The sequence below is a fragment of the Pseudoclavibacter sp. 8L genome, from assembly GCF_902506465.1.
Lineage (GTDB): Bacteria > Actinomycetota > Actinomycetes > Actinomycetales > Microbacteriaceae > Pseudoclavibacter.
The window spans coordinates 688,059-711,211 of the sequence record NZ_LR733186.1; the positions used below are offsets into that span (position 1 = coordinate 688,059).

At 68.7% G+C, this 23,153-nt stretch carries 14 protein-coding genes and 1 tRNA gene; 5 read left to right on the plus strand and 10 right to left on the minus strand.

The annotated features are described in order from the left end of the window. Nucleotides 1-37: 37 nt before the first annotated feature. The 3 genes from GV007_RS10075 to GV007_RS10085 all read right to left on the minus strand — a co-directional run bounded on the left by GV007_RS10075 (nucleotide 38) and on the right by GV007_RS10085 (nucleotide 5,126). On the minus strand, nucleotides 38-2,548 hold the full coding sequence (locus GV007_RS10075) for a glycosyl hydrolase (RefSeq protein ID WP_160072290.1): 2,511 nt from the start codon (nucleotides 2,546-2,548) through the stop codon (nucleotides 38-40). Next, entirely contained in the window at nucleotides 2,545-3,861 is a 1,317-nt protein-coding gene (locus tag GV007_RS10080) for an MFS transporter (protein ID WP_160072292.1), read from the minus strand. Before GV007_RS10080 ends, GV007_RS10075 begins: the two co-directional genes overlap by 4 nt. A 116-nt stretch (nucleotides 3,862-3,977) precedes the next feature. Continuing rightward, nucleotides 3,978-5,126, minus strand: coding sequence for an L-talarate/galactarate dehydratase (locus tag GV007_RS10085; protein ID WP_160072294.1), 1,149 nt, complete (start codon nucleotides 5,124-5,126; stop codon nucleotides 3,978-3,980). A gap of 180 nt (nucleotides 5,127-5,306) precedes the next feature. Here GV007_RS10085 and GV007_RS10090 point away from each other — a divergent pair, with 180 nt between their 5' ends. Together GV007_RS10090 and dnaE are read left to right on the plus strand one after the other, a co-directional pair. Then, nucleotides 5,307-5,591: a hypothetical protein gene (locus GV007_RS10090; protein WP_160072296.1), complete on the plus strand. Its 285-nt coding sequence runs from the start codon at nucleotides 5,307-5,309 to the stop codon at nucleotides 5,589-5,591. Nucleotides 5,592-5,598: 7 nt separating this feature from the next. Continuing rightward, nucleotides 5,599-8,952: a DNA polymerase III subunit alpha gene (gene dnaE, locus GV007_RS10095; RefSeq protein WP_160072298.1), complete on the plus strand. Its 3,354-nt coding sequence runs from the start codon at nucleotides 5,599-5,601 to the stop codon at nucleotides 8,950-8,952. Here dnaE and GV007_RS10100 read toward each other — a convergent pair. Further along, nucleotides 8,871-9,500: a GNAT family N-acetyltransferase gene (locus GV007_RS10100; RefSeq protein WP_160072300.1), complete on the minus strand. Its 630-nt coding sequence runs from the start codon at nucleotides 9,498-9,500 to the stop codon at nucleotides 8,871-8,873. The genes dnaE and GV007_RS10100 overlap by 82 nt on opposite strands. A 111-nt stretch (nucleotides 9,501-9,611) precedes the next feature. Here GV007_RS10100 and GV007_RS10105 point away from each other — a divergent pair, with 111 nt between their 5' ends. Further along, complete coding sequence (locus GV007_RS10105; RefSeq protein ID WP_160072302.1) at nucleotides 9,612-10,391, plus strand: response regulator transcription factor; 780 nt, start codon at nucleotides 9,612-9,614, stop codon at nucleotides 10,389-10,391. Next, the gene (locus GV007_RS10110; protein ID WP_160072304.1) at nucleotides 10,388-11,917 is read left to right on the plus strand and encodes a sensor histidine kinase; all 1,530 of its coding nucleotides are present in this window, start codon (nucleotides 10,388-10,390) and stop codon (nucleotides 11,915-11,917) included. The genes GV007_RS10105 and GV007_RS10110 overlap by 4 nt, the downstream gene beginning before the upstream one ends. Here GV007_RS10110 and GV007_RS10115 read toward each other — a convergent pair. From GV007_RS10115 to GV007_RS10130, 4 genes are all read right to left on the minus strand, one after another. Then, a complete protein-coding gene (locus GV007_RS10115; protein ID WP_160072306.1) occupies nucleotides 11,914-12,804 on the minus strand; it encodes a DUF817 domain-containing protein in 891 nt (296 codons plus the stop codon). The genes GV007_RS10110 and GV007_RS10115 overlap by 4 nt on opposite strands. Nucleotides 12,805-13,081: 277 nt before the next feature. After that, nucleotides 13,082-13,158, minus strand: a tRNA-Met gene (locus tag GV007_RS10120). A gap of 496 nt (nucleotides 13,159-13,654) precedes the next feature. Next, a complete protein-coding gene (locus tag GV007_RS10125) occupies nucleotides 13,655-16,597 on the minus strand; it encodes a UPF0182 family membrane protein (RefSeq protein ID WP_194678403.1) in 2,943 nt (980 codons plus the stop codon). A gap of 158 nt (nucleotides 16,598-16,755) precedes the next feature. Continuing rightward, on the minus strand, nucleotides 16,756-17,973 hold the full coding sequence (locus GV007_RS10130) for a YlbL family protein (protein WP_160072308.1): 1,218 nt from the start codon (nucleotides 17,971-17,973) through the stop codon (nucleotides 16,756-16,758). Between the two features lie 130 nt (nucleotides 17,974-18,103). On the opposite strand from GV007_RS10130, the gene GV007_RS10135 reads away from it, so the two are divergent. Then, nucleotides 18,104-19,471: a zinc-dependent metalloprotease gene (locus GV007_RS10135; RefSeq protein WP_104331533.1), complete on the plus strand. Its 1,368-nt coding sequence runs from the start codon at nucleotides 18,104-18,106 to the stop codon at nucleotides 19,469-19,471. A gap of 898 nt (nucleotides 19,472-20,369) precedes the next feature. On the opposite strand, the gene GV007_RS10140 is transcribed toward GV007_RS10135, so the two are convergent. Next, a complete protein-coding gene (locus GV007_RS10140; RefSeq protein WP_236558449.1) occupies nucleotides 20,370-22,142 on the minus strand; it encodes an ATP-dependent helicase in 1,773 nt (590 codons plus the stop codon). Beyond that, nucleotides 22,126-23,064 carry an NAD(+) diphosphatase gene (gene nudC, locus GV007_RS10145; RefSeq protein WP_236558450.1) on the minus strand — a complete coding sequence of 313 codons (939 nt, stop codon included), beginning with the start codon at nucleotides 23,062-23,064 and terminating at the stop codon, nucleotides 22,126-22,128. Before nudC ends, GV007_RS10140 begins: the two co-directional genes overlap by 17 nt. Between the last annotated feature and the right edge of the window lie 89 nt (nucleotides 23,065-23,153).

Sequence of the window (23,153 nt, forward strand, 5' to 3'; positions counted from 1 at the left end):
CGGCGCGCAGTCTGCGACGGCGCGCGTCTGGCACGCGTCAGTCAGCGCTGAGCCGCAGGGTCGGGACCCGGAGGATGCCGGAGCGCACCCCGTCCCGCCTTCGGCTCGCATCCTGCACTCGGAACCTGACGCCGTTCGCGTCTCGCGCCGCTGCGCTCGTCCCAGCGATCGCCCGCGCTGCGGTCCCTCGAACCCCGAGCGAGGAGACCGCCACCGTGATCGTGTGGCGACCCTCGGCGAGCCGCCCGAGCTGGACGGAGTAGGGCGTCCGCCAGACGCTCCCCACGGGGAGGCCGTCCACCTCGACGCTCGCAGCCGCGCCGACAGGCGGGTCAGCCGGGAGCGCGAACGAGTTCTCTCGACGCGCGGCCCCGACCTCGGGCACGCTGGCCTCGCCGAAGTCGAGGGCAGCGGAGGCGGGGCGCTCGAGCTCCACCGTCGTCTCGTACACCAGCTGCTCGTCGTCGTGGGTGACTTTCGGGTCGTCCTCCCACGTGTGGGGCAGCGTGACGGGCCGACGTCCGCTGGATGAGCGCACGAACCAGCCGGCCGCGAGGGGCTCCTCGTGGACTTGGCCCAGCGCGGGACTGGTCATCTCCAGCTCGTCGACGCCCACCGGCCCCTCTCCCTGAGTCTGACCGACGAGCACGGCCTCGTAGGAGCCGAGGCGCACGGTACGGCTGCCGTCGCCCAGCACCGCCGCTCGTCTCTGCCCGGAGACGGCGTCCCACACGGTGAGCGTGCTGTCGTCGCAGGTCGCCAGCACGACGTCGGCCGAATGCTCCCCGGTGTTGACCAGCAGGGAGATGCGCGAGCCATCGAGCTGGCGGGTCGTGACCCCGACGGTGTCCGGTGCGCTCGTCGCGAGCGGCGGGACCATCCCGTGCACGGCGGCGCGGATCTCCGCCCGCCGCGCCTGGCCGCAGGACGCCGAGAGGTGGACCACGCGAACGCCCGCCGATGACAGGAACTGCGCCGCCGCGGCGGAGAGCGCGCAGCCCGCCGGCACGAGCAGCACCTCGAAGCGGTCGGCGCCGCCGACCTCGAGGAGCGCGTCGTCGACGAGGTCGTACTCGAGGCCGGTGGTGCGCACCGCCGAGACGAACTCGTCGTCCACGTAGCGACGCGTCTGCCGCCACAGGTCGAACGGACGCTCCCCCTCGGCACTTGCCAGCAGCTCGCCCACCGGATGGTAGATGGCGACCTGAGCGATCCGCTCGCCCAGCTGGAGGACGGCGCTCACGCGAGCGAGCCCAGAGAACAGCTCACGCGCCACCGGCCACCACGGGTTCCTCGAGTCGAGAGCACCGGACGCGTAGAACACCGGCTGTCCGTGACCGAGCGCTCCCCCGAGCGGCCAGCCGTGGCCGACGAGGAGGTTGACGCCACTCAGCAGATGCTCGTAGGCCTCCCCCAGGAGCTCGGCCGGCCCCGCCCGGAACGATGGGGAATGCACCCAGGTCCACGTCTCAGACGACACGGGCGACCTGCCGTAGGCTCCGGCCGCGGAGACCGCCCACGCGTTCTTCGTCCATCGCCGCCATCCCCACCCTTCACCCTCGATGAGATCCACGTCGCGATAGCTGCTCATGAGCATGGGCGGCTCCCCGTAGCACTGCGCACGGAAGAGCAGGCCGTGTCCGTGCGCCCAGTCTCCGAACGCCTGCACGAAGTGCTCCTCGAACAGCTCCCTGAGCGTCGTCATGACGTCGGTGCGCACCCGAGCCGTGCCGTCGCCGCCGATCTCCAGCCGCCAGAGCTCCGGCAGCAGGTCGTAGCCCCGTCGAGCGAGGAACTCCCGGGGAAGCTCCGTCGTCCAATCGGACTCGTACACCTCGAAGCTGTCGCAGAACCCCGCGTGCACACGCGTGGCCCCCGCTGCCGCCAGGAGCGGCGTCGCGACGGAATCCAGGTGCGCCTGCACGGCGACCGCCGAGTAGTGGTCGAGCACCAGCCCCTCAGCACCGCGTGGCGCGCGCTTCACGTTTTGGCCGGTGAGGCGGGAGACCGCGACCAGGAGAACTCGCGGTCCGCCGCCCAGAGCCGGAACGTGGATGCGCTCCCCGCATTCGGCGCGCACCCACTCGGCGGGCAGCTCCTGGATGGAGCCGGCGCCCACGTAGGCGCTCACAAGCTCATCACCATCGAGCGAGGTCCGGAAGGCGAGCTCGGTCGCGCCGGGTGCGAGCTCGATCCGCTCCCAGTGGAGCCCCCGAGCTGCCGTCGACGCGTCGATGTACGGCCCGCCGAACGGCCATCCCGCGCCGAGCGTGAGATCGAAGCGCAGCCCCCGCCGCTGCGCCCCTCGCGCGGCGAAGCCCACGAGCGAGAGGAACTCCGGATCGCCGAAACGCAGCCCGCCCTCATCCACCGGGTACACGAACGCGAGCTCGACGCCGCCGATCCCAGCGGCCAGCATGGCGTCCAGGTCGGCGTCGATCGCCGCCTCGCTCACGTGCGTCGAGAACCACCACCAGCGCATGAGCGGTGCCGCATGACCGGTCTCGCCCTGGAGCGCCTGCACGACCTCCTGCATCGTGCCGCTCATCCCCGAACCTCGAGGTGCGCACGTTCGGCGGATGTGCTCTGCTCGGCGGCGGCGTCCGCCTCCTCCTGGTCGATGACGGTCGTGCGCTGGCGCGCGAACACCACGAAGGCGAGGACCACCGCGACGAGGCAGGAGCCCGCGAGGAACCCGAAGAGGGCCCCGGGGCCGGTCGCCAGGACGACAGGAGTGACGAGCACGAGCGCAGACGAGCCGAATCGCGCGATGGCGATGATCGCGCCCTGCGCTGAGGAACGCAGCAGGGTCGGGAACGACTCCTGGGTCCAGATCTTCATGATGCCCTCCCCAGCGAACACGGTGCCGATGAGCCACAGGAACATCATGATGTTCAGCGTCGACTCGGTCACGCCGAAGACAAGCGGAACGCACATGGCCGTGATCGTGCAGATCGCGCCTCCCACGAACCAGCTCATCCGCCACCGTGTCCCGACGACCCGCATGAACAGGAGGACGAGGATCGCTCCGAGGAACATGGTGATGAGCTTCACCGTCGAGTAGACCTGGACCGTGGAGTCGGCGACCTCCGTGTACATGTAGGCCCCGTACTGGCTCACCGTGTTCGAACCGAGGTTCATGAGCGTGTAGAAGACGGCGAGCACGATGAAGTACTTCGCGAAGGGCGCCCTGAGGAGCGTCTTCAGCGTGCTCCACCCGAGCGCTGCATCCGAGCGGCTCGTGGCGCCCGCCTTCTCCGCCTCGCGCTGCTCAAGCCACAGCGTCGACTCCGGAACAGCGAACCTCGCGACGAGCGTCAGCAGGGTGACCACGAGGATGTGCCCGAACAGGATCTGGGCCCCGAGCTGGCCCATGCTGCCGACGATGGTCGCGAGCCCGAGCGCGACCATGCTGCCGATCTTCCAGAGGAAGTGGGTGAACCCGATCATGCTGCTGCGCAGCCCGGACTTGGCCATCTCCGAGATCGTCGCGAGGGAGACCGGCAGGTCAGCGCCCGCGCCGAGCCCGACGAGGATCATGCCCGCGAGCAGCCCCGGGAACACCTCGACGAACACCAGCAGCGCCGAACCCGCGGCGATCATCACCATGGTCGCGATGAAGACCGCCTTGCGGCCGAGCAGATCGCCGAGGCGCCCGCCGAAGAGGGCGCCGACGGCAACCGAGAACGTGAGCGCCGAGGACAGCACCCCGATGGTCTCCGGAGTCAGGGCCAGGGTGTCCTTGAGGAGCACCAGGGCCGTCCCGCTCGAGGTCATCGCGGCGGCGTCGATATAGGACGCCATTCCCGAGATGAGTGCGATCCACCACATCTTGCGGGTGGACATTGGCTTCTTGGACATGTTCGAGGACCTCTCTGTCAGTATCGCCGACGGCATCGTCGGCGAGCGCGCGGCTCAGGCCGCGCAGTCGAACTCATGGCCTCGGCGACGCGCGCCGAGGAAGTGGTGGTGTCCGCTCAGGCGGTCAGCGTGACGCTGTCCGTCGTCCAGGCGCGGGCCTGCTCGCTGAAGGTGAAGCCGAGCCCTGGGCGGTCGGGGACGAGCATCTGCCCGTCGCGCGTCTCGAGGCGCTCCTCGAAGAGGGGGTCGAGCCAGTCGAAGTGCTCGACCCACGGCTCCCGCGGGTAGCACGCGGCGAGGTGCAGGTGGATCTCCATCGCGAAGTGCGGGGCGAGGTCGAGGCCCGCCTCGTCGGCGAGGGTCATGAGGCGCAGGAAGTTCGTGATCCCGCCGATACGGGGCGCATCCGGCTGGATGATGTCGCAGGCCCTCGCGGCGATGAGCTGCCGGTGCTCGGCGACCGACGCGAGCATCTCCCCCGTCGCGATCGGGGTGTCGAGCGCGCGTGCGAGGTCTGCGTGCCCCTCGGCGTCGTAGGCGTCGAGCGGCTCCTCGATCCACGTGAGGTCGAGCTCCTCGAAGCGCCGCCCCATGCGCAGCGCGGTCGCGCGATCCCACTGCTGGTTCGCGTCGACCATGAGCGGCACGCTCGCGCCGATGTGCTCGCGGACGGCGCGGACTCGGCGGAGATCCTCGGCGGTGTCCGGCAGCCCGACCTTGACCTTGATCCCGCCGATGCCCTCCGCGATCGACTGCGTCGCACGCTCGCGCACCTCGTCGAGGGACGCGTTCAGGAAGCCGCCTGACGTGTTGTACGTCCGGACCGAGTCGCGGTGCGCGCCGAGCAGCTTCGAGAGGGGCAGGCCGGCCCGCTTCGCCTTGAGGTCGTAGAGCGCGATATCGAGTGCCGCGAGCGCCTGCGTCGCGACGCCCGAGCGACCGACGGAAGCTCCAGCCCAGAGCAGCTTCGAGTACAGCTTCTGGATGTCGTTCGGGTCCTCGCCGAGCGCGGCCTCGGCGACCTCGCGGGCGTGGGCGTACTGGGCGGCGCCGCCGGCGCGCTTCGAGTAGCTGAAGCCGTGGCCGGAGAAGCCCTGCGCCGTCTGGATCTCGGCGATGAGGAAGACGACCTCCGTCATGGGCTTCTGCCTCCCCGTGAAGACCTTCGCATCGGAGATCGGAGTGGCCAGCGGGAGGCGGAGCGTGGACAGCTCTATCGAGCGGATGGAGTCTGCCGAGCGGGTGGCGTCTGGGGTGTGAGTCATAGTCCTTCGTCCTTGAGGGTGACGTTCTTCCCGAAAGCTATCAGACAGATTTGGAATCTGTCTAGCTTGAACTCCCCCACCTTCATCCTGTGACTGAGGCTTGCGGTTGCCACTGTCGGTGGTGCGATTTACGCTGGATGCACGTTCGAATACAGATTCGAAGAAGCGAAGGGGGAAACCATGCCGACCGTCATCGACGACACCATCGAGGTCGCCATCGGCGGCGACGGGCAGCCGACCTCCTTCGTGTGGCAGCGCTTCCTCTACACCGTCACCGGCCAACCCCAGGCCTACTTCCGCAGACTCCCGCCGTGGTGGCATGGCGACTCCTCCCCCACGCGCATCGACCAAGAGCTGTGGCGCGTCACCGCCGTTCGCGACAGCCCCCGTGAGCAGCACGGCGAGCACCTGTACGACCTCTGTCACGCCGCCGGCGGCTGGCGGCTCGCCCTGAGCTGGGAGTGACGACGCGATGAGCTTCCCGCACCTGCACGTCTCGTCGGGCTTCAGCGCGCACTATGCGGTCTCCCCTCCCGAGGTGCTGGCCCAGGCCGCGGCCGAGCGAGACCTCGACACGCTCGCGCTCACCGACCGCGACGGCATCTCCGGCGCGGTCAAGCACCTCCTCGCGTGCAGAACCGCGAACCTTCGGGCTGTCCTCGGCAGCGAGCTCGCCGTGCACGACGAGCGAGGCGAGCCCCTCGGCCGGGTCGTCGTGCTCGCAGCCGGCGGTGACGGCGGCTCCGGGTACGCAGCGCTCTGCCGGGCCGTGTCAGCCGCCCACGAGACCACCGCGAGCGCCGCCACGCGCATCCACGAGCCGAGCATTCCCCTCGCCCGCCTGGCCGAGCTCGCCTCGACCGACGAGGGGGCCACGAGACTCACCGTCCTGCTCGGCCCGACGAGCGACGTCGGCACTGCGGCCTCAGCTGCCCAGCTGGGCCTGGCCAGAGAGCGTCTGCGTGCTTGGCGGCACGGACTCCCCCGCGCCTCGCTCGTCGTCGAGATCGTCTGCCATCTCGCCGAGCCAGGCACCCCGGGGTCGGTCACGGTCGCGACGCGGATGCTGGGCCTCGCAACAGAATCCGGGCTGCGGTCAGTGCTCACCAACGCCGTGCGCTACGCCTCCCCCGAGGAGGCGGCGACGGTCGACATCGCCGATGCCGTGCGGGCGAGGCGTGCACTCGACGACATCGAGCTGGCCCCGACGGCGCAGGCCTGGCTCAAGCCGGCGAACCTCATGCGGCAGGTCGCGCGCATGGTGGCGGATGCCGGCGGGCACGGCCCCTCGGCCGCCGACGACCTCCTCGCCCAGACGAGGCTGCTCGCCGAGAGCTGCGTCATCGACCCGGAGCGGGATGCGGGTATCGGCACCCCGCGCATGCCGGAGGTCACCCGCTTCGGCATCGACGGCGACCCATTCGAGGTGCTCAGAGCGAAGGCGGAAGCCGCGATCCCGGCCCGCTACCCGGGTGCATCCGCCGCCCACGAGCGGGAGCTGCAGGACCGCCTCGCCCACGAGCTCAGGACGGTGCGGAAGCTGGGCTTCGCCCCCTACTTCCTCACCGTCTCGCACGTCGTCGAGCTCATCAAGGAGATGGGGGTCCGGGTGCAGGCCAGGGGCTCAGGCGTCGGATCGCTGCTCAACTACCTCCTGTACACGAGCCACGTCGAGCCCGTCTCCCTCGGGCTCATCTGGGAGCGCTTCCTCTCCGATGAGCGACGCACGCTCCCCGACATCGACCTCGATGTGGAGAGCGCGGAGCGCCACCGCGTCTACCACCGCATCTTCGACGAGTTCGGCGGGCAGCGGGTCACCCTCATGTCGATGGTCAACACCTACGGGTCGAGGGGCGCAGTCCGCGACGCGGGCCTCGCCCTCGGGCTCGCCGACGGCGAGGTCGACCGCATCGCCAAGGAGCTGTGGCGGTTCTCCGCGAAGCGCTTCAGGCAGGCCCTCGCCGAGAAGCCCGAGCTGCGCGAGTTCGCGGAGGAGGTGCGTCGCTCACGGCAGCTCGAGGTGCTCGTGGAGGCGACGGAGCGGCTCGACTCCCTGCCGAGGCACATCTCCGTGCACCCGTGCGGGGTCATCCTCTCCGACGTCTCGCTCCTCGACCGCACTCCCGTGCAGATGTCGGGGATCGGCTTGCCCATGAGCCAGTTCGACAAGCACGACATGGACCCGATGGGGCTCATCAAGCTCGACATCCTCGGGGTGCGCATGCAGAGCGCCATGGCCCACGCGGTGAAGGAGCTGAAGCGCACCCGCGGTGAGGAACTGGACCTCGATGCGCTTCCCCTCGACGACGAGGCGACCTACGAGACCATCCGCTCGACGAAGACCCTCGGCATCTTCCAGGTCGAGAGCCCAGGCCAGATGGAGCTCGTCGGCAAGCTGCAGCCAGAGGTGTTCAACGACCTCGTCATCGACATCTCCCTGTTCCGCCCTGGCCCCATGCAGAACAACATGCCCCTCCACTTCCTCAGGGCCCGCCACGGGGAGGTGATGCCCGACTACATCCATCCGAGGCTCAAGCCGATCCTGCTCGAGACGAAAGGCGTCGTCGTCTTCCACGAGCAGGTCATGCGCATCTTCGACGAGCTCACGGGGTGCGGCCTCGAGCTCGCCGACGTGTACCGACGCTGGCTCGCGAAGCCCGAGCTCGTGCCGCGTATCGAGGAGCTCGTGCGCGGAAAGGCCGCAGAGCGTGGGTTCCCGCCAGAGATCATCGACCGGTCATGGAAGGTGCTCGCCGGCTTCGGCAGCTTCGGCTTCGCGAAAGCCCACGGCGCTGCGTTCGCCCTGCCCACCTTCCAGAGCGCCTGGCTCAAGACCCATAGAGCCGCGCACTTCTGGGCGGGCCTCCTCACCCACGACCCCGGCATGTGGGGCAAGGACCTCATCATCGCCGAGGCGAGGCATCTGGGCATCCCGCTCCTCCCGATCGACGTGCAGCGATCAGGCCTCGAGTACACGGTCGAGCCGCTCCCGGATGGACGCGACGGGGTTCGCATGTCACTCGCGGATGTGCGCGGCATGTCATCGGCGGAACGCGACAGGGTCGCCGAGCACCAGCCGTTCGACTCGCTCGCCGACTTCCGCGCTCGTGTCCGACCACGCCGAAGCACGCTCGACTCCCTCGCCAGAGTTGGGGCGCTCGACGTGTTCATCGACTACGAGCCGCGCAGGCGGCACGAGCTGCTCGCGTTCATCCGCTCGCTCACGAGCACGCCGACGCGAGTGCCGGAGCACCAGCAGGCGTTCGCGTTCCCCCTGCCCATCCCGGAGCTTCGCGGGGTGACCACCATGGACCTGCATGGGAAGACGCAGACCGACCTGGAGCTGCAGGAGCTCGGCCTCGGCGTGAGCCGACACCAGATGGAGCGCTTCTTCCCGCTCTTCCGCCAGCTCGGAGTCACTCCCGCGAGCTCGCTCATGGACCTGCCAGGCGGCACCGACGTGCTCATCGCAGGGGTGCGGCGCGCCACGAACACCCCGCCCATGCGTGGCGGGCGGCGCACGGTGTTCGTCTCCCTCGACGACAGCACCGGACTCTCGCAGATCGTGTTCTTCCACGACGCGCAGGAGCGTGCAGGCAACCGGGTGTTCCGCACGCACTACATGCTGGCGCGGGGAAAGACTCGCCGATCGGGCGCCAAGGGCATCTCCGTGACGGGCGACATGGCGTGGGACCTCCTCGAGGTCGCGCAGCTCATGTCCGCGTCCGGTGCCGCGGGAGCCGCTCAGACGAGGTCGAGCGCCGTGGTCCTCGAGTCGTCCGAACGGGAGATCTCCGCCAACCCGAGGCGCCTCGCGAGCGCGTAGGACGCCTCGTTCTCCAGGTCCATGACCGCGAGCACGCGCTTCACGCCGACGTAGTCGCGCAGGTACTCGACCAGCGCATCCGCAGCCTCGGTGGCGAAGCCCTGTCCCGCGCATCCCGGGTGCATGATCCAGCCGAGCTCCGCAGAGCGATGCTCGGGCTCGACGTCGCGCAGGTGCACCGACACGTCCCCGATGAGCTTGCCGTCGTGCTCGACGGCCAGGGCCATGAAGTCGCCCGTCTGCCAGAGACGCGTGTGCGTCGTGCGGCGACTCAGATGCTCGGTCGCCTCCGTCAGGTCGCGCTGCTTCCAGTGCAGGTAGCGGACAACCTCGGCGTCGGACACGATCTCGTGCCAGGCCTCAGCGTCGCGCACGTCGTGGGGGCGGAGCACCAGACGCTCCGTGAACAGCTGGGGCGCATCGAACGGACGCTCGGTGCGGGGGCCGCGGAGGAAACGGGGACGGTGGAAGAGGCCACCCTGCAAGTCCTTCTTGACGCCCGGCGCACGGCTCCCGAGGTCGGGCTGCTGGATTCGCTGGAGTGTCATGCGTCGCAGGTTACGAACTCCTCTCATGCTCCGCGTGAGAGAAGATTTGAGCTTCCTATGAGGAGCAGCGAACACCGCGCCACGACGCCGTTCCCATGACACGATGAAGGAATGCCCGATTCCGCCGCCGCTGACCCGATCATCGAGCCCGGTCGCCGTCGGGCGGTCCTCGCGCAGCTCCCCCGACTCCACCGCCCAGACGGCACCCCCATCCGCGTGCTGCTGGTCGACGACGAAGAGACCCTGACGAACCTGGTCAGCCTCGCGCTCTCGTACGAGGGGTGGCAGGTCGACGTCGCCAACAACGGCCGGGATGCGCTCGCGAAGTTCACCGCCGAGCGGCCGGACGTCGTCGTGCTCGACATCATGCTCCCGGACATCGACGGCCTCAGCATTCTCAGGAACCTCCGAGGTCAGGGACACGCCACACCGGTGCTCTTCCTCACCGCGAAGGACTCCATCGACGACCGCATCATCGGGCTCACCGCCGGCGGCGACGACTACATGACGAAGCCCTTCAGCCTCGAGGAGCTCGTCGCCAGGCTGCGCGGCCTCATTCAGCGCGCCGGTGAGGCGGTCGCCGACGACGCCTCCCAGCTGCGGGTCGGCGACCTCTTCCTCGACGAAAGCAGCTACGAGGTGCGCCGCGGCAGCGACCCGATCGCGCTCACCACCACCGAGTTCGAGCTGCTGCGCTACTTCATGCGCAACCCGAAGCGAGTCCTCAGCAGGGCCCAGATCCTCGACCGCGTCTGGAACTACGACTTCGCCGGCAAGGCGAGCATCGTCGACCTGTACGTGTCCTACCTGCGCAAGAAGATCGACGCCGGACGCACCCCCATGATCCACACGGTGCGCGGCGTCGGCTACGTCATCAGGCCAGCAGAATGAGGCCATGGACGCTGCGCGCGCGCATCATCGTCGGCGTCACCCTCGTCGTCGCCTTCGTGATGAGCGCGATCGGCATCATGAACGTCGTGACCCTCAACTCCGCCATCACGAGCGTCGTCAACACGCAGCTCGCCGCCTCCATGTCGGTGCTGGAGAACTCCGTCGACAAGTACCGCGTCGACGTCCCGGGCACGCATCCGCACCCCTCGAAGATGGGCGACTCGGCGGCGCCGAAGGTCAAGCCCCTCATCAACTTCGTCGGCCACGCGCCAGGCACCATCATCGCCCTCGCCCACGACGGCGAGATCATCGACTCCGCATCGTTCAGCGAGACCTCCGCGGTCGAATGCGACCAGACCATCAAGAACGAGCTCACGGCGCTGGTCCAGTCACCCGGCTTCGCGACCCAGCACTCGCTGCTCGAGACGATCAAGCTCGATGACGCCGCCGGCGACTTCCGCGTCATGATCCACGAGTGGGACGGCGACCCGAGTTACGCCCTCATCTCCGCCGTCTCCCTCGACACCGCCCGTGACGCGACCTTCAACCAGACCGTCCTCACGCTCGTGCTCTCCTCGCTCGGCATCGGCCTCATCGTCCTCCTCGTCGCGCTCGTCATGCGAGTCGCGATGCGTCCCCTGTCGCGCGTGGTCACTGCCGCTGAGAACGTCGCGCAGATGCCCCTCGCCTCGGGCGAGGTCGGCCTCCGCAAAGCCGTGAAGCTCGACGACATCGACCCCCGCACCGAGGTCGGCAAGGTGAGCGAGGCCCTCGACAAGCTCCTCGCGCACGTCGACGAGGCCTTCGCCGTGCGCAGCGCGGCAGACCAGCGGATGCGTCGCTTCGTCACGGACGCGAGCCATGAGCTGCGGACTCCGCTCGCCGCGATCCAGGGGTACGCGGAGCTCACCCGGCAGGATTCTGCGTCGCTGCCAGACACCACCGAGCGGTCCCTCGCCCGCATCGAGTCCGAGGCGACTCGCATGAGCTCGCTGGTCAACGATCTGCTCCTGCTCGCCCGCCTCGACGAGGGGCAGGACCTGCAGTTCGACACCGTCGACCTGTCCGAGCTCGTGATCAACGCCGTCAGCGACGCGCAGGCAAGCGACGCCGACCGTCACTGGAGCGCGACGGTGCCGCCGAGCGAGGTCTCGGTGCTCGGCGACTGGGAGCGCCTGCACCAGATCGTCGTGAACCTGCTCTCGAACGCCAGCCTGCACACCCCGAAGGGCACGCACGTCAACGTCTCCGTGCGCTACGAGCTCGCGGCCGCGTCGGCGACGGGGCGCGAGGCGGTCCTCATCGTTCGCGACGACGGGCCGGGCATTCCCCAGACACTCCGCCAGGATCTCTTCTCGCGGTTCGCCCGCGGCGACTCCGCCAGGACCCGCGCATCCGGCAGCACTGGCCTCGGACTCGCGATCGTGAAGTCCATCGTCGAGGCGCACGGCGGACAGATCGCCGTCGAGTCCGAGGACGGCGCCGCCTTCATCGTGCGAATCCCCGCGGCCAAGGCCTGGGACTAGCCCGCCACCTCGCGAGACACGGGCTCAGCGCCCTCCCCGCCACCTGGCGGCCTCGGCGGGTACGCGAGCGTGACCATCACCACGGAGATGATCATGAGCAGGAACCACGAGAGGAGCTTCGTGATCGACACGAGCTCCCAGCCGTGCTCCTGATTCGGGTACACCCACGCGCCGGCGAAGGTGCCGATGTTCTCGGCGAACCAGATGAACAGGGCGACGAGCAGGAACGCGACGAGCAACGGCATCCGGAGCGTCCTCCGGAACACGCGGAAGTGCATCCACGTGCGGCCCCACAGCACGGCCACGAACACCAGGAGGACGTACCGGAAGTCGTAGGCGTAGTGGTGCGTGAAGAAGTTCACGTAGATGGCCACGGCCGCGACCACGGTGAGCCAGATGCGCGGGTACCTGGAGAACCGCAGGTCGAAGAGACGGTAGACGCGGCACATGTACGAGCCGACTGCCGCGTACATGAAGCCCGTGTAGAGCGGCACCGGGCCGATGTGCAGCACTCCCCCGGACGCGTAGCTCCACGAGCCGACGCTGGTCTTGAACAGCTCCATTCCCGTGCCGACGACGTGGAAGGCGAGGATGACCAGCAGCTCGCGGCCGGTCTCGAGCCTCGCCACCACCATGAAGATCTGGATCGCGACGGCGGCGATGACGAGGGCATCGTTGCGTGCCAGCAGCGCATCGTCCGGGTACCAGAGTCTCGCGGCGAGGATCACGACGAGCATGAGCGCCCCGAAGATGCACGCCCAGGCCTGCTTGAGCCCGAAGACCAGGAACTCGACCAGGCCGGCCCTGAGGCCGTGTGCGGGGGCACGCTCGAGGAGACGCCCCGCGACGTCGTCGATGCGCTGCTCGAGGCTCGTGAATCTGGCCACCTGGAACCGCCGCTCTCCTCCAGCGCCAACGATCGGCGCACGTCGAATGGCCGACACTAGCGGCACGTGTCCGCGAGCCCCCTGAGGCTGGCCATGACGCCCGGGAACTGCCCGCGTCGACGGGGACCGCTCGCATAGGTCGGAATCTCGACCAGGGAAGAGGACACCCCTTCAGTCGGTGTCCGGGAAATGCGAAAGGCCCGCTTCCTCGAAAGGAAGCGGGCCTTGTGCCGCAGTTACATTTTGCTCTTTCGAGCAATCCCAACTTGTGCGGATCTGGTTGCGGGGGCAGGATTTGAACCTACGACCTCCGGGTTATGAGCCCGGCGAGCTACCGAACTGCTCCACCCCGCGGCACAAGAGAAAACATTACCAGCGGTCCCGGCGTCGTGCAACTCAGGCCCCCACTTCCCCGGAAAACTCGGCGTGTCGGGGGCATGAGATGCCTGCCGCAGGCGCCTCCGCAGGCCGCCTTTCGGGCCGAAATTGCTCGAATTCGCGCGAATTCCCTCTGGGGAGCCCGCCACGGGACGTATCCCGGGCGCGTCGCGCCCGCGCGAGCACCACCCGCTCGCCCCGCACCGCCGGCCGCGCCGCCGAGCACGCCGCCGACCACGCCGCCGAGCGCAGAGTTGTGGCATGACGTCGTCAGCGGACTCCTGAACGGCACTAACCCACAACTCCAGCTTCGGGACGGCTGAGAGCGCGGGAGCGCGGGAACGCGGGAACGCGGGGCTTGGGAGCGCGGGGATGCGCGGGGCGCCGCGCGGATGCCGACTTCCGTGCACACAGACGCCGACGGGCGCCACCCTCGAAAGGGTGACGCCCGTCGGCGTGTGCAGCTCGGCGCCTACGTTGTCGGCGTCGGCTCCGGGGAATCGCTCGGCGTGGCCGACGTGCCGGAGACCTGGCTGTCCGCATCACGGGCACGGTTCAACGCCTCGGTGAGCCGCTGGTCGGCCTCGGCAGCCGCAACGAGGTCGTTGCTCGCGTACGCGGCCGTCCGGTCCTCAAGTGCCTTCTCAGCGTCCGCCAGCGCGGTCGAGAGCTGCTCCTGAGGAGTTCCCGTGCCTCCACCAGAGGGTGGAGTCGTCGCTGTCGGTGCGGGCGTCCCGGTCGTGTCGTCAGGCACCGAGTCGACCGGCACGTCGTCGTCGGTGACCTCGACGCCGCCGTCACCGGCGTCAGCTCCGGCGTCGCCGCCGAAGAGCTCGTCGAGCGCCTCGTCGAGTGTCGGCTGGAACGCGATCTTGTCGCCGAACGCGACGAGCACGCGCCTCAGCAGCGGGTAGCTGGTCTCACCTGTCGACTCGACGTAGACGGGCTGGACATACAGGAATCCTTCGCCGACCGGCACAGTGAGGAGGTTTCCTCGCAGCACCGCAGTCTGACCGCCTCGCTCGAGCAGGTTCAGCTGGTTGGCGACCGTCTCGTTCGAGTTGAAGATGTTCTGCACCTGGCCGGGGCCGTTGACGTTGTCGTTCTCGACTCTCAGCAGCGTGATCTTCCCGTACGTATCCGCGACGGTGCCATCAGTGGATCCCGCGTTGGAGTTGGCGGCGAGATACCCCCTCAGCACGTTCCTCGACTGCGCGTTCGCGTTTGTCAACGGGATGTAGGTGGAGTAGATCGAGAACGCCGACTCCTGGCCGGGCATCTGCATCGTCAGGTAGTACGGCGGCTGCGATGCCTCTCCCCCGGTGGGGTTCTGCGGCAGCTGCCAGGCGTTCGTCTGGTTGTAGAACGTGCTCGCGTCGGTCACGTGGTACCTGGCGAACATCTCGCGCTGCACCTTGAACATGTCCGTGGGGTAGCGGATGTGGCTGAGCAGCTCACCCGACATCTCCGACACGTTCTTGAGCGTCGACGGGAAGACCTTCTGCCAGGTCTGCAGGATCGGGTCGGTCTCGTCGAACGCGTAGAGCGTGACGCTGCCGTCATACGCGTCCACGGTCGCCTTCACCGAGTTGCGCATGTAGTTGATGACCTCGGGCGGCAGCGAGCTGGCGGGCGTATCCGCGTCCTCGAGCAGGTTCTGGAGGCCAGCGAGCTCGGAGTACGGGTACTTGTTGCTCGTCGTGTAGCCGTCCACGATCCAGGTGAGGCGTCCGTCCACGACCGAGGGGTACGGGTCGGAGTCGATCGTCAGGTACGGGGCAGCGGCCTGCACGCGCTCGGCGGGGTCGCGGTCGTAGAGGATCTGCGACTCGTCGTTGACGTACTCGGAGAGCAGGATCTGCTCGGACTGGAACTTGATCGCGTACACGAGGCGGTTGAAGAAGTTCCCGAGGTCGGGTCCCCCTTCACCGGTGAACGTGTTGTAGGTCTGCGTCGCGCCGTCAGCTCCCGAGACATGGTCGAACTCAGCGGGCTGCGAGCCCTCCGGAGCGCCGACGATGGAGTACTCGGGCGAGGACTGGCCGAAGTACACGCGCGGCTCGAAGTCGCCGAGCGCACCTTCGCTGGGCATGCCGCCCTCGATGAACAGCGGCTGACCGTCCGGTCCACGCTGGTTGCCGTAGGCCGTGACGAGCCCGTAGCCGTGCGTGTAGACGATCGTGTTGTTGACCCACGACTGCGCGTCGGCGCCGAGACCCGCGATGTTGATGTCGCGGACGGAGCCCACCGCGTCCTGGACCTGGCCGTCGATCTCGTAGCGGTCGACGTGGAGGCGGTCAGGGAACTGGTAGTACGCACGCTCCTGCTCGAACTGCGCGAACGTGGGCGAGACGAGCGAGGGGTCGAGGATGCGGATGTTCGCCGTGGTGTCTGCGTCGTCGCGCAGCTGCCCCTGGCTGACCGTCGTCTCGGCCGCGTAGTTGATCTCCTCGATCTGATCGAGACCGTAGGCGGTTCTCGTCGCATCGATGTTGTTCTGGATGTACGGGGTCTCGAGTGCCTGCTCGCTCGGCCCGACCTGGAACTGCTGGACGATCCACGGGTAGACCATGCCGACGACGAGGCCGACGATGACGAGCAGGGCCGTGCCGACGAGCGGCAGACGCCAGCGACCGATGGCGGCCGCGATGAAGAACAGGACAGCCACGACGATCGCAGCTCCGGCCAGGATGCCCTGACCGGGGATGGTCGCGTTCGCCTCGGTGTACAGCACACCCGTCCAGCGACCGGAGAGCGTGTTGAGCGCGGCGTAGCGGTCGAGCCAGAAGCTGACGGCCTGCACGAGCATGTAGAGACCCGCGAGGATCGCGATGTGCGTGCGGGCGCTCTTCGAGATGACGACCTCGCGACCGGTCACGCGGATCCCGCCGTACAGGTAGAGCGTTGCCGCGGTCAGGATCAGCGAGAGGAGCACGACTGCGCTCACGAAGGCGACGACGCCTCGGAAGAACGGAAGCTGGAAGATGTAGAACGAGACGTCCAGGTTGAAGACCGGGTCGGTCTCGCCGAACGGAGTGGAGTTCATCCACATCAGCACGGTCTGCCAGGAGGCGATGAGCGCGACGCCGGCGAAGAGGCCGAAGATCGCGGGGACGAAGATCATCGCACCACGACGGATCGGCTCGATGACCTGCTGGTAGCGGTCGAGCTGCTCGTTGAGCTTGGCGTAGACAGGACGCGCACGGTAGGCGATCTGCAGGTTCGCGTAGAGGGGAACGCCCATGCCGACGAGCCCGATGGCGAACATGATCGCTCCGGCACCCCACTCGGTGAGGAGGACCTCGAGGACGCCGAGCTGGTCGTACCAGAGCACGTCCGCGTATCGGCCAGCGAACCAGAAGAAGACGACGAGGAGCGCCACGACGATCAGCAGTGTGATCGTGAGCGGTCCCATCCGACGTCGGCTGGCGGGTTTCGGACTCTGGGGCTGTTGAGCTGCAGTGCTTGTCACGTCGTACCTGTCATTGCCTGGAGGGGCCGTTTGTTTTCCGAGAAAGGGGAACTAGAGGAGTTTATCTGGCAAGTGCCTGGCAAAACTGAGACTGGCGTGGGTCATGAGCCGAGAACCGACTCGCAGGTGCGAAGCGCGGCGGTGTCGCCACCCTCCCCGACGGTCTGGATGACCTGCTCCGCCTCGTTCAACGAGGACACCGCGTACACCGGGATGTCACCGGGGATTCCCCCGTCCAGGACGTCCTGGCAGTTGTCGGCGGGAGCGAGGAAGAGGTCGGCGCCGACCTCCACGGCAGCGTAGAGCTTCTGCGTGATGCCGCCGATGCTGCCGACCGTGCCATCAGGTGACATCGTGCCGGTTCCTGCGACGTGCAGTCCCTGTGTCAGGTCGCCGTCGACGAGCTTGTCGGAGACGGCGAGCGCGAAGATGAGCCCCGCGCTCGGTCCGCCGACGTTGCCGAGCTCGATGTCGACATCGATCGGGAACTCATGCTGGGTGGCGACCGTGACTCCGAGCAGAGGCCGCTCTTCCCCCTCGACGAGCCCCGGGCGTGGCGTGATCGAGAACGTCTTGCTCTCGCCAGCCCGATCCACGACGACGTCGACCGGTCCGAGGCTGTCGAGGTTGCCTCCGGAGGCCTCGGCCACGGCTGCGGGAAGCCCCTCCGTCGAGTCGACCGGGATCCCGCTGACCGATTTCACGATGTCCCCGGGCTCGAGCATGCCGGCCGCCGCCCCGTCTTCGCCGACCGAGACGATCGCAAGCGCTGTTCCGACGTCGTACCCCTCGTTGATGAGCGCGGCGGCGATCGCGTCGGCCTCAGACCCCTGCATGAGGGCGGCGTTCTGCGCATCGCGCTGCTCGCCGGTCTCCGCGTCGGCGTAGTACGCCTCGACGGGAAGGACATCGTTGGATGGCGTGACAAGAGCCAGGAAGACCTCGAACCAGTTGGGCAGGTTCTCCGGCCGGCCCCCGACGTTCACCGTCATGACGTCGAGCTGCCCGTCAGACGGCTCGAACGTGTCGGCGCCGCCGATCGTGATGACCTCGACCTGCGTCGTGTCCTCCTGCGAGGCCTGCACCGTGCCGAGCGCGTCGAAGACCGGGCCGGGAGAGCGCACGACGTAGGGCGCCGGGCTGAAGCCGAGGGCGACGAGCAGGAGCATGCCGACGGAGAGGAAGACGAGTCCGACGCGCGCCCGCCTCGAGCCTTCCTCGCTGCGGCGACGGTTCGCCTCGTGCGCCCTGGCAAAGGCCTCTGACTGCTCGCGAACTCGGGCATCCCCCTCTGAGGAGGGTTCGGAGAAGAAGGTCACTGCGCTCGTTTCGATGTCCTGCGGCTATTGTTCGCCCGTGGCGCAAGGCACTCGGCGCATACGCAGTCACGGCGACCCTTCCTTGGAGGGGCCACGAGCTAGCGTAGATCCAAGCGCTGGGAGGTGCGGAATGAGTGATGCACAGGGACCGATTCCCGACGACGGATCCGAAGACGAGCTGCGCAAGCTGCTCCGCGAGCTGCTGAGCGGGCAGGGAGGCTTCGACCCCGCCAAGCTGGCGGGAGTCGCTGGGCTCCCGAACGACCCTGCCGCGGTGCAGGCACTGCTGTCGCAGCTGCAGGCGGCCGTCGCGAACCCGGGCAACGGACTGGACTGGCAGGTCGCACGAGACCAGGCCCGTCGGGTCGCGCAGCCCAAGAACCGCGAGATCAGCTCCGAGGAGGCCGGGCGATTCGACCAGGCCTTCCGAGTCGCGCAGCTGTGGCTCAGCGAGGCAACCCAGCTCGGGGAGCTCAGCGAGTCTCCTGCGACGCTCACCCGACTCGAGTGGATCACCGGCTCCATCCAGTTCTGGACCTCGCTCTCCGAACCCGTCGCGACGAGCATCGCCGACGCTCTCATGAACGTGCTGACAGAGCAGACCCCGCCAGAGATGGCGCAGCTGCTCGGCCAGTCCTCCTCGATGATGCGCGGCATCGGCGGCGCGATGTTCGCCGTGCAGCTCGGCCAGGTCGTCGGCAACCTCGCGGAGGAGGTCGTGGCTGGAGGCGACATCGGCGTGCCGGTGCTCGACCACAGCCGCCCCTCGCTGCTGCCGCAGAACATCGACGACTTCGCCGAAGGCCTCGACGTCGACCGCGAGCAGATCGAGCTGTACCTCGCCGTCCGTGAGACTGCCCACGCGAGGCTCTTCCAGCACGCCAAGTGGCTGCGCCTGCACCTCATCTCCTCGATCACGGAGTTCGCGAGAGGGGTGAGCATCGACGTCTCCCGCATGGAGGAGCTCGCGCAGACGCTCGACCCGAGCGACCCGGACGGGATCAGGGCTGCGCTCTCCGAGGGCGCCTTCATCCCGCCCCGCACGGAGCAGCAGGAGGCGGCACTCGCCCGCCTCGAGACCATGCTCGCCCTCATCGAGGGCTGGGTCGACGTCGTCACCGAGGACGCAACAGCGAGGCTGCCGAAGTCGGTCGCACTCGCGGAGACCGTGCGGCGGCGGCGCGCCGTCGGCGGCCCCGCCGAGCGCGCCTTCGCCTCGCTCGTCGGGCTCGAGCTCCGTCCCCGCCGCCTCCGCGAGGCCGCCGCCATGTGGCGCGCAGTCTCGGAAGCGCACGGAGCGGCCGCACGCGATGAGCTCTGGGCCCACTTCGACGCTCTCCCGACGAGCGAGGACATCGACCACCCCGAGGCACTCGTCACGAGGCTCGGCTTCGGCGAGCTCCCCGCCGACGAGTACGACGAGGCGCTGACGAAGTTCCTCGACGACCCCTCGGCGTTCGGCGACGCACCGGAGGGCGGCGACACGCCAACGAGCTGACCCCGCGCCTCCGGCGGACCACAGCCATCGATCGTGGCTGTGGTTCCGGTTCTCGCTTGGCCTGCTCCTGAGCCTGGGCTGTGGAGAACTCCTGCGGGGCGTCGAGCGTTCCAGCAGGATCTCTGCATGGAACTGCGATTGCCACCTGGCGTGCCCCTCGTGTGGCGCTCCCCCACCGAGCTCCAACTGGGCGGCGTGAACGCTCGTGCGGTCATCCGCGACCCGAGCGCGGCCGCCGAGCGGCTCATCGAGTCGCTGCGAAGCGGCGGCACGCTCGCGCAGTTCCACGAGCGGGGCGCACGACTCGGACTGAACAGCGACGAGGTCGAGGCGTTGCTCGGGCGCGTGCGGGGGCTCCTCGAGCCGGTACCGGTCTCGCCGCGCCGGAGGTCCGGGGCAACCGCACCTCGCGTCAAGGCTCGACCACCCGTCATCCTCGTGCGCGGCACGATCGCCGGTGACGACCTCGCCGGGCCCATCGCGGAGCTCGGCTGCACGGTGCGAAGCGCGCGCGGCGACTACCAGCCCCCGCGACCTGCCGAGATCGGCCTCGTCGTCGACTGCGGAGACTACGTCCTCCCGCCTCGGCGGTACACGCCGCTCATGGCCTCGGATGTGCCGCATCTCGCCGTCGTCGCGGGCGACCTCGACGCGAGCATCGGACCATTCGTCGTGCCCGGCCGCACCCCCTGCCAGCGCTGCGAAGACCTGAACCGACTCGACGCCGATCGTGCCTGGGCTGCTATCGCCACCCAGCTCGCGCTCGCAACGCGTGCCCAGCTCCCACGCCTCACGAGGGAGGTCGTGCGCAGCCTGGCCGTCGACGCGGTGTCATCGTGGCTTCGTGACGGAACCGCGTCGCGCTACTGCGGTCCGGAGGTCCTGACGATCGACTCGCTCACCGGCGAGGTCCGCCGAACGCCCCGTTCGTTCCACGACGAATGCGGGTGCCGAGCTCTCCCAGGAAGCGAGAAGCCGGCCGCTCAGCGTCGCGCCGACCGCCGTACTGCGCGTGCGTCAGACGCAGACGCTTCCGCGCACGCGTGACGGCGACGTACAGGAGCCTGCGCTCCTCGTCGAGCTCGTCCTGCGTCTCCGCGTACCAGATCGGCAGCAGCCCCTCGCTGACGCCGACGATGGTCACGCTGTCCCATTCGAGGCCCTTCGCGGCGTGGATGCTGGAGAGCGTCACCGCTCGCAGCTCCGGCTCGTACTGCATCTTCGCGCGCTGCTGAAGCTCCGCCGAGAACTCCGCCAGCTTCGTACCGTGCGGCTGGGCGTCCGCAAGGCGCAGCAGCGCATCCCAGGAGTTCCAGCGGTCGCGCAAGGCGCCGGAATCGGCCGGCGGCTCGTGCGTCCATCCCAGGTCGCGGAGCACGTCGCTCACCGCTTGGAACAGCGGCCCCGTGGTCTCCTGCATGACGGCGGCGCGCAGGGCGCTGAGCGCTTGACGGACCTCGGGCTGGTCGAAGAAGCGCCGCTGGCCGATAGCCGAGTAGGCGATGCCCGAGTCCTGGAGCGCTCGCTCGATGGCGGCCGCCTGCACGTTCGTCCGGTACAGCACGGCGATGCTCTCGATGGGGATGCCGCCTCGCAGATCCTCGCCGATCCGGTGGACGACCCCGCGAGCCTCGTCGTCATCATCGTGGAACTGCAGCACCTCGGGCAAGGGCTCGCGCCTCGGAGTCTCAGCGGCCGGCTCGAGCGTGAGCGCGTAGGGCACGTGCCTGGCGACCTCGTTCGCGACGCCGATGATGGCGGACGACGAGCGGTAGTTGTCCTCGAGGCGCACGACTCGCGCATCCGGATACCGCTCCGGGAACCCCGTCAGGAACGAACTCGATGCGCCGGCGAACGAGTAGATCGTCTGAGCCGCGTCGCCGACGACGCACAGCTCGCGACGCGCGCCCAGCCACAGCTGCAGAAGCCGCTGCTGCAGCGGCGAGACGTCCTGGTACTCGTCCACGACGAAGAACCGGTACTGCTCGCGCACACGCTGCGTGACCCATGGCTCGAGCTCGAGCATGCCGACCGTCGCCAGCAGCACATCCTCGAAGTCCATCTGCCGACGCTCGTCCTTGATGTCCTCGTAGGCCTGCAGCAGGCCGAGAGCGGCATCGTCGCTCATCCCCTTCGGCAGCGATCGCGACGACCGCAGCTGGATGGCGTACTCCTCGAGGGACAGCTCACGCACCTTGCGCCACTCGATCTCGGTCGCCATGTCGCGCACGCCGGCAGGATCGAGCCGCAGACCGATGCGCTCCGCGGACTCGGCGATGAGCCTGCCCTTGCCCTTGACGATGGCCGGGGCAGGGCCGCCGACCGTGTGTGGCCAGAAGAAGCCGAGCTGGCTGAGCGCCGCCGCATGGAAGGTGCGCGCGGCGACGCCGGAAGCTCCCAGATCTCGGAGGCGCCCCCGCAGCTCACCCGCAGCCTTCGCCGTGAAGGTCAGGGCGAGCACCCGTGAGGGGTCGTACACCCCGGCGCGTATGCCGTACGCGATGCGGTGCGTGATCGTTCGGGTCTTGCCCGTCCCGGCCCCGGCGAGGATGCAGACGGGGCCGACAAGAGCGAGCGCCGCCTCGCGCTGAGCATCGTTGAGCGACGCCAGCAGGCTCACATCCGCCGTCGACGACTGCGCGAGGCTGTCCGAGTCAGTCGAGGTGACCACTGAGCCAGGCGTCGATGATCGCGCGGGCGATGGAGGTGGGACCGGGCAGGCGATCTTCGATGGCCCTGACCTCGTCCCGGGTGAACCATCCCAGCTCGACGATCTCGTCGTTGTCGGGCTCGACGGTGGACGGATCCTGGTCCGGGTGGAGCTTCGCCGTGAAGCCGACCATGATGCTCGCGGGGAACGGCCAGGGCTGCGAGCCCAAGTACCTCGGCTCGACGACGTGCGCCCTCGCCTCCTCGTAGATCTCCCGCGCAACAGCGGCTTCGAACGACTCGCCCGGTTCGACGAAACCCGCCAGGAGGGAGAAGCGTCGTGGGTTCCACCTCACGTTGGCGCCGAGCAGGATCCGATCGTCGCGGTCGAGCACCGCGGCGATGATGGCGGCGTCCGTGCGGGGGAAGCTCACGTGCTTCTCCCCCTCGGCCTGCCTCACCCAGCCTGCGAGACCGGCGCTCGTCGCCGAGCCCGTGCGTGGCGAGAAGGCATGCGAGTCGTGCCAGTTCGTGATGGCGAGAGCCTCGGTGAACAGCCCGCAGTGCACCGCCCCGAGATGAGCGGCGGTCTCCATGAGTCCGGCCCACAGTCGTGCATCCGGTTCGATCGTCGCCGCGAGTGCCTCGTCGACGCTGACCGAGACGACCGAGGTGCCCAGAGGCAGGTCCTCGTCGTCGGCGATCGTCCTGCCCAGGTACACGGCGTCGGCGACGACCGGCGCGAGGAGGGTCGCGCGCTCGCTGGTGGCGGCCAGCAGCTCGAGCTTCGGGCCGTCACCCGCCGACCGCATGAGCGCTTTGCCGCCGTTCAGGACGAGCACACGGGTTGCGCCGTCGGCGAAGAGCGACTGCACGAGACCGGGTTCGCTGCGGCGCTCGTGGTCGCGATCGGTCTGCTGCTGGGCAAGAGGGAGACGAGACATGAAGTGATTCATAGGCGGATTCATCCTAGGTCGCCTCGGGGCCGTGCGGGCGTGGCACTCACTCAGGCTCCGCCGTGCCTCCTAACCTG